Genomic DNA, 8,021 nt, shown 5'->3' on the forward strand with positions numbered 1-8,021 from the left:
ATCTGTTTTATTGCCCTATAAAAATTACCCGTATTTTGTAACTTGTACCAAATAACCCACCTAGCTGCTGTTTTTTTATTTTTAATGCATTGTTTTTAATTGAGTTTATGTTGGCACGGTTTACGCAACCTATACCTTATACAGTCAACTTAGTAAGGAATGCACATGCAAGTTAAAACAATTAAAGAAGTGTACGATTGGACCGTTTTATTTCACACACAAATGGCGGCAAATTTTTACAGCGTTAAGGAGTTACTTGATGAACGTAACGCGATGCTAGTGGACTATTATTTAGATTATGAAAAAAAGTTAGCTGAAGACTTAGTTGGCTTTAAAGCAATTACAGAGATCAACACCTTAGATACTTACAGCTACGAATACTTTGCAGACAACCCCGAGTTAATTACGTTTAACGATATTAGCAAAGACCAAGAATTTGATGAAAAGGTGATTCAAAACTACCTCTCTGAGCAGCACAAAAAAGTAATCGAACTTTACGAGTACTTATTAGAGCGCGCTGAGACAGAAAACGGTAAAGAAAAGCTCGAGCAAATTTTAGAGCTTGAAAAGCAAGGCGTTAAGCAAATGATGCAAAGCTCAAACCGCCATATGGATATGTAAACCTGATAAAATAACCTGGTTGTTATCTTTATCGGTAAAGCTTCAAACGCCCTTGGGTTTACCCCAAGGGCGCTTTATTATGTGTGCTTTACATGGGGAAAGTAAAGCAGCAAGCTCATGTTAAAAGGCGCGCGTCGCAGTTACATTACTTTAGAACAAACAATGTCACGGGCTTTTAATAGCCTTATAAAATTAAACGCACTCAAACTGAATCCCTGCTTTTTTAAGATAGAGCTGCTCTTGCTCTAGGTCTGCTTGTAGCAATGTATGCTCTTGCAAATAGCTGTTACTAAACTTAATAAATAAGCCTAAGTTGCTTGCGCTTATTTCCATATCCGGCTTTAAGCTCACTTGGCGCTTTTGATTAAATAAAATGGCCAAGCGTAAAATAACAATCAGTTTAAGCACGTGCTTTTGAGAAATAGTTAAAAACTCTGGCAGCTCAGTCAGTTTAATTTTTTTACGATAAAAGCGTATAAGTGAGCTTAAAATAAGTTGCTCTTGCTGCGTAAAACCGGGTAATTGACTATTCGCCACTATATAAGCGCTGTGTTTGTTAATCCCCGATGAGTTAATAGATAAACCAATTTCGTGTAATTTTGCTGCCCAAGTTAACAAAGCAATATCGTCGTTATTATCTAAATGCCATACATTTTTTAACTGTTTATAGAGCCAAATAGCCGTATCAGCAACACGCGCTGCATGCGCTTTATCAGCGGTGTAGCGCTCACTTAAATTATTAATGGTGTTTGAGCGAATATCTTTGTCGGCCAGCTTTTGCTGCATTTCGTGCAGCAACCCTTCGCGCAACGAAAAATCGCTGTAGGTCAGCTCTTTAATGGCAAACTCTGTAAATATCGCAATTAAAATTGCTAAGCCACCACATATACTTTGTTGGCGCTCGGGTGTAAGCCCTGCAATAGCTAAGTTATCAATATGTTTAGCACTAATAAATTGCTGTTTTAACGCGAGTAAATCGTCGTAAGTGATGTTAGGTTGCTGCGGATTTGTGGCGCTTATCATCGCTAATATTGACTTTATAGTGCCCGAGGTGCCAATTACTGTTTGCCAATTTTCGCTTATATAATTAGAAAAAATGGCTTCAAGCTCTTGCTCGGCTCTTATTTGCGCTTTGTTAAAGCGTTTGGCCGTTATTTTTCCATCGCTAAAAAACTGCTTTGTAAAGCTAACACAGCCCATATTACGGCTAGATAAAAGCTTATGCTTAAAATGTTTACCTATTATAAGCTCGGTACTGCCACCGCCAATATCGATCACTAAACGGTTTTCTTCATTATGAACATAATGCGCAACGCCCTGATAAATAAGGCGTGCTTCTTCTTGACCTGCAATTACATCAATATGAAAAGGAAACACAGCGCTAGCTTGGGCTAAAAAGGCGTTAATATTTTTAGCGCGCCTAAAAGTGTAAGTGGCAGCTACCTTTACATTACTTGCGGGGAACTCATGTAAGGTTTTAGCAAATTGCTTTAGTACCACGAGGGCGCGGTCTATTGCAGCTTGGCTTAAGCGAAATTTATCATCTAGCCCATCGGCTAAATAAACGCGTTGTTTTTCTTTGTGCAAAATTTGCAAAGTGCCGTTTACTTCTCGGGCAACCACTAAATGAAAGCTGTTGGAGCCTAAATCAACTGCGGCTATTGAAGGGTGATCATTCATTATAATAAGTGTGTTCCCATTTTTTTAGATAATCGTAAATTGCTATCTGAGAGCGAATTTTTTTACGGTTACCCCTTCTTACATAAGCGTTTTTTTGCTCGCTATCAATAATGCGTGCTTTGGTACGGTCTTTAAATTGTAGCTCTAATATATCAACTATAAGGCGTTTTAACTTAACATCCAAAATAGGAACACCTACTTCAACACGATGATCTAGGTTACGTGTCATCCAATCAGCAGAAGATATAAATACTTTTTCATCGCCATTGTTACCAAATACCATTACGCGAGGATGCTCTAAAAAGCGATCAACAATACTAATTACCTTAATATTATCGCTAAGTTTAGGCACGCCAGGGATGAGCGAGCACATGCCACGTACAATAATTCTAATTTTAACGCCGATTTGACCAGCTAGGTAAAGCCTGTCTACCAGCTCCTTATCGACGAGGTTATTTATTTTTACCGTTATTTTGCCTGGTTTGTTGTTTTTAACATGGTCAATTTCGTTATTGATTAAATTAAGCAGCGTTTCACGGGCATTAATTGGCGAAAGCATTAAGTAGTCAAATTTGAACGGTTTATAACTGCTTTCTATAAATCTAAATACGCTGTCGCTTTCTTCACAAATACCAGTGTGGCGAGTAAATAGGCTAAAGTCAGTGTAAATTTTGGCTGTTTTTTCATGGAAATTGCCTGTGCCAATATGAGCATATTTTACTATTTGGCCTTTTTCTTTACGGTGCACCACACATAATTTGCTGTGCACTTTTAGTGCGGGTATACCAAAAATTACTTTAATACCTGCACTGCTTAGCACCTTTGCCCATTCAATATTATTTTGCTCGTCAAAACGTGCTTTTAGCTCAACCATAACGGTCACTAATTTACCGTTTTGTGCGGCATTAATTAACGATGAAATCAGCCTAGATTTGCTCGCTACACGATAAATATTAACCTTTATTTGCGTAACCTTAGGGTCGAAGGCCGCTTGGCGCACATATTCAAGCACATGATTAAAAGTATGATAGGGGTAATACAGTAAAATATCTTGCTCGCTAATAGCGTCAAATACACTGGCATGTTTATTAAACGCACTACTTTGCAATGCTGGGAGGGGTTTGTTTTCTAAATATTGGCGCCCTACATTAGGAAACGATATAAAGTCTCTAAAATTACGATAACGCCCCCCAGGAATTAACGCATCATGATGCGTGACACCGAGGCGCTTTTTCATCACTTTTAGCATGTTTTCAGGCATGGCTTGATCGTAAACCAATCTTACCGGCTCAGCATAAATACGTTGTTTTAACCCTTTGGACATTTTATCAAGTAAGCCAGCCTCTAGCTCGTCGTCTAGGTTGTACTCTGCATCGCGAGTTAATTTTATTGCATAACCGGCAATGCTTTTATAAGAAAAAAAGCTACTAAATACATCGTTTAAAAAGTAAGTGATGACATCATCAAGCATTACAATGGTTTTATGGCGGCGGGTTTTTTCTGGAGGCAGGTTTATAAAGCGATCAACCCTGTCAGTGGGTACCTCAAGCATTGCGTAATAACTTTTTTCATCACTCATTTCTACAAATAAGTAGGTCATGGTGTCGTTTATATAGGTAGAGAAGTCTTTGTTCTCGTTTAGCAAAATAGGAGAAGTATGTTGAAGAACGTGATCATGAAAGTAATTTTTTAACCAGTTTAAATGAAACTCACTGAGCTCATCAGGGCGACTAACATGAATGTTATGATGGTTTAAGTCGGTTAATACCTGCTGATGTATGTGGTTAAATTTTTTACCTAACTGCAATACTTTTTTTTGTATCTCACTAAGCAGTATTTCGTCTTCTTCAAAATTAGCATCGGGGAGTTTATTTAATAAAATTCGGCGCTTTACATCAGCAACCCGTACTCTAAAAAATTCATCTAAATTATTAGAGAAAATGCCCAAAAAGCGCATGCGCTCAATAATCGGGTTATTTTTATCTTTAGCCTCTTGTAGTACACGCTCGTTGAATGACAGCCAGCTTAATTCTTTTGCAAAATATTCAGTTGTTTGAGGGGGCTCTATATGGGCATTCATATCTATTCCGTTATCAGGATATGTTTCAAATTTAATTTGGGGCTGTGTCTGCGCTTATGAGGTTAACAATGTAAAAAGCGATAAAAGTAGTAATAATCAGCCCTTTTTAACTTAAACATACGCCAGTTAGATGACATAAAAATGACTACCATGTCATTTTTATGTCAACGGCGTTTGGGCTATGCCTCTTCAATATCTACAATTAAATCACTGGTAATCGATTCAAGTGCATCAATAACTTCTTCTTTATTCATACCGCTGGGTAAGGTGACTGTAGCTACGGCACTAAAAATAGGCACTCCCCAATTTGGCGCACTTTGTTGCCTTGAGTTTAAGTGAGTAATGCTAGCGCCTTTGTGGCGTATTACACTTGCCAGCTCCTGCACAATGCCCGGGCGGTCATTGCCAGTAATGACAAAATTTATTTGCTCTTTGCTACTTGGCTCTACTTCTGTGTTGCCAGTTTCAATCCGTACGTCGAGTTTAGGTAAGGCATTTAATGCGTTTTGCAATGCTTCAAAGTGCTCTTGCGCTACTTCTACCTGAATAATACCGGCAAAGTGGCCTAGTAAGTGGCTTAAATTACTGCTTAGCCAGTTACCCTTATTTTGCAAGATAACCGATGAAATACTTTCTACTAATCCGGGCCGGTCTTGCCCTAAAATGGTGATCACCAACTGCTTCATAAATAGCTCTCTCTAAGCCTGAAAATGTAAATGCGTAGGCATTAAGTGTTTATAACGTTTCTATCATTGTAGTGGGTAATATAAACCCATAAAAACTAATTGTTTATTATTACTTATTTGTGTCTTTATCGTTGAGTTTTTTTAACTTTAGCGCTGCGGTCTGGTTTCGTTATACATAGATTTAGTATTGTCTGCGTTAAATTGTTTGTCCAATAAAAGCACAAATTAGTTCCCATAAGAATATAAACTCACGCTGAATTTATTAACAATTTTATAGCACTTTTGATAATAAGTGTCATTTATGAACCATAACATTTATTTTCTCCATGCTTTGAGCGCTATGCACTTTATTTAACCATAAAAGTGTTAACAACTAATGCGCCATAAAAGCATAAATTTAGTCATCTCCAGCAGGGCAGTAAAACGCGTTATTAAATAGCTAAATAGGCACTAATTTAGGGTATTTATATTAAATATTTCCCCTTTTTTGTATCGATTTATGTTGTGGCATATCAGTGAGTAACAATTAAGCAAGGGCTGTTATTAGAAAAAAGGACTGATTTTAAAGCATTTAGGCGGGTATTTATTACATCTGTAACATTACTGTCATCTTGATGAAATATAATTTGCGCAACGACAGAATTAAAGGGTGTTTTGATGACTTCCAATCCGAATAAGCCGACTTTAAATACGGATCGAAGCCGTCTATTTAAAGACCGGTTTGCAAAGTGGGGTATTTCCGCAGGCGGAGTAATGGTATTAATAGCATTGTTATTAATATTCTTTTACCTTCTTTATGTAGTACAACCAATTTTTGAATCAGCAAAAGTAGAAAAACGTAACAGTTTTAACGTTGCTAATGCTGAACAAATTGTGGGCTTAGGTGTTGAGGAGCAAACTGAGGTTGCTTTTTTACTCTCTCAGCAAGGAAAGGTAGATTTTTATAGTGTGCAAGATGGCAGCTTTGGTAAAAAGCTTAAAACATTAAGCGCCGAGCTACCTAGTGATGCATCAAGCTTTGCAAACAGTGCGCCGTTTCAGGGGCATTATGCGTTTGGTTTAGAAAATGGCTCGGTGGTGCTGGTAGCACCTAAGTTTTTAGTTACTTTTCCTAACAACGAAAGAAAGCTAACGCCACGTTTAGATTACCCACTTGGCAAAATGGCATTAGAAGTTGACGAGCAAGGTGCTGCCATTAAGCGTTTTGCATTTAGTCATTACGAAGATAAAACAGCCGTGGTTGCTTTAACCGAAGACAAACGCGTTTTATTTAGCAGCTTTGTTGCTGAAGAAAACATGTTTACCGGTGAAGTAGAATGGGTAGTTGAGCGCACTGAGCTTAATATTGAAGGCCGTGTTGATGAGCTTTTAATTTCGCCAGACACCACCCGCACATTTGTACGTTCTGCAAATCAAATTTATGTTTACGATACACGCTATCCAAGCGAAGTAGAGCAAATTCAGCTGCTTTCGGCTAACGAAGAAAGTGCTAACTTAGTGTCTGCGCAGCTACTTGCTGGTGCTAACTCACTCATGCTTGCAAACGATAACGGTGAAGTATCGCAGTGGTTTGAAGTAAATACAGACAGCGGCCGTGAGTATCAAAAAATTCGCTCGTTTGAAACAACTAAACAAAGCAAGCTGAACATTTTTACCGAGTTTTATCGTCGAACTTTCTTCACTACGAGCAGTAACGGTGAGTTAGGTGTGTATTACACCACTAGTGAGGCAAAACTTTGGCAAGGTAAAGTAAGTGATGGCGAGATTAAAAACTTTGCTATAGCTCCGCGCTCAAATGCCGCCCTTATTTTAGCCGATAACCAACTAACCGTATTAGAAATTCATAATGAGCACCCAGAGGTTACCTGGTCTGCACTATGGCAAGAAGTGTGGTACGAAGGTTACCCTGAGCCTGGTTATATTTGGCAATCTACATCAGCAAGTGATGACTTTGAGTCTAAATTTTCTTTGGTTCCTATTTCGTTTGGTACGTTAAAAGCAGCGCTTTACGCCATGCTATTTGCAGTACCCATTGCGCTTTCTGCCGCTATTTACACCGCTTACTTTATGTCGAGCGAGCTGCGTAAAGTGGTAAAGCCAACGGTAGAAATTATGGAAGCCCTCCCGACTGTAATATTAGGCTTTTTAGCAGGCCTGTGGTTAGCGCCACTTATAGAAGAGCACCTACCAGCTATTGTCGGCTTATTGATTTTATTACCGTTAGGTGTGCTAGCAACAGCACTAGGTTGGACTAAGTTACCAGCGAGTATTCGCCATAAAATCCCTGAAGGGTCGCACTCTATTTTACTTATTCCGGTTGTATTATTTATAGGCTGGGTATCGTTTGCAATGAGCGAAACAGTAGAGCTTTGGATGTTTGACGGAAATGTACGTCAGTACCTAACTAACGAGCTGGGTATGACGTTTGACCAACGTAATTCATTAGTTGTTGGTATTGCGATGGGCTTTGCCGTTATTCCTACTATATTCTCGATTGCAGAAGATGCCGTATTTAGTGTTCCTAAACACTTATCAAATGGCTCACTAGCACTTGGTGCTACGCAGTGGCAAACGCTAGTACGTGTTGTACTACTTACAGCAAGCCCAGGTATTTTCTCTGCCGTGATGATGGGACTTGGTCGTGCAGTAGGCGAAACCATGATTGTATTAATGGCAACAGGTAATACGCCAATTATGGATTGGAGTATTTTCCAAGGTATGCGTACGCTTGCAGCAAACATTGCGGTAGAAATGCCTGAATCAGAAGTAGGCAGCTCGCACTATAGAATATTATTCTTAGCAGCATTTGTACTATTCATATTCACCTTTATTTTCAACACAGTGGCTGAGTTTGTTCGTCAGCAACTGCGTGAAAAATACAGCTCAATGTAAGTGGAGAGACACGACATGGTAAAGCAGTGGTTTAAGTCTGGTTCTCCTTGGATTTGGATGAC

Annotated in this window: 5 protein-coding genes; 2 read left to right on the forward strand and 3 right to left on the reverse strand. The window is 38.9% G+C overall.

The window, feature by feature from the left end:
• Positions 1-165 precede the first annotated feature (165 nt).
• The gene (locus B4F91_RS19235) at positions 166-621 is read left to right on the forward strand and encodes a hypothetical protein (RefSeq protein ID WP_004587628.1); all 456 of its coding nucleotides are present in this window, start codon (positions 166-168) and stop codon (positions 619-621) included.
• 192 nt (positions 622-813) lie between these two features.
• Here the strand turns inward: B4F91_RS19235 and ppx are convergent, their stop codons facing one another.
• From ppx to B4F91_RS19250, 3 genes are all read right to left on the reverse strand, one after another.
• The gene (ppx, locus tag B4F91_RS19240) at positions 814-2,301 is read right to left on the reverse strand and encodes an exopolyphosphatase (protein WP_096042371.1); all 1,488 of its coding nucleotides are present in this window, start codon (positions 2,299-2,301) and stop codon (positions 814-816) included.
• Positions 2,294-4,381, reverse strand: coding sequence for a polyphosphate kinase 1 (gene ppk1 / locus B4F91_RS19245; protein WP_004587626.1), 2,088 nt, complete (start codon positions 4,379-4,381; stop codon positions 2,294-2,296). The genes ppx and ppk1 overlap by 8 nt, the downstream gene beginning before the upstream one ends.
• Before the next feature lie 179 nt (positions 4,382-4,560).
• Positions 4,561-5,067, reverse strand: a complete 507-nt coding sequence (locus B4F91_RS19250) for a glycine cleavage system protein R (protein ID WP_024031441.1) — start codon at positions 5,065-5,067, stop codon at positions 4,561-4,563.
• A 657-nt stretch (positions 5,068-5,724) separates the two neighbouring features.
• Between B4F91_RS19250 and B4F91_RS19255 the strand changes: the two genes are divergently transcribed.
• The gene (locus B4F91_RS19255; protein ID WP_039972240.1) at positions 5,725-7,959 is read left to right on the forward strand and encodes an ABC transporter permease subunit; all 2,235 of its coding nucleotides are present in this window, start codon (positions 5,725-5,727) and stop codon (positions 7,957-7,959) included.
• Positions 7,960-8,021: the final 62 nt, after the last annotated feature.

It is taken from the genome of Pseudoalteromonas sp. UBA6610 (assembly GCF_002433295.1).
GTDB classification, from domain to species: domain Bacteria; phylum Pseudomonadota; class Gammaproteobacteria; order Enterobacterales; family Alteromonadaceae; genus Pseudoalteromonas; species Pseudoalteromonas atlantica.

Excerpts from the sequence above, each read along its gene's own strand:
- ppk1 (WP_004587626.1), bottom strand. The coding sequence starts at position 4,381 with ATGAATGCCCATATAGAGCCCCCTCAAACAACTGAATATTTTGCAAAA.
- B4F91_RS19250 (WP_024031441.1), bottom strand. The coding sequence starts at position 5,067 with ATGAAGCAGTTGGTGATCACCATTTTAGGGCAAGACCGGCCCGGATTA.
- B4F91_RS19235 (WP_004587628.1), top strand. The coding sequence starts at position 166 with ATGCAAGTTAAAACAATTAAAGAAGTGTACGATTGGACCGTTTTATTT.
- B4F91_RS19255 (WP_039972240.1), top strand. The coding sequence starts at position 5,725 with ATGACTTCCAATCCGAATAAGCCGACTTTAAATACGGATCGAAGCCGT.
- ppx (WP_096042371.1), bottom strand. The coding sequence starts at position 2,301 with ATGAATGATCACCCTTCAATAGCCGCAGTTGATTTAGGCTCCAACAGC.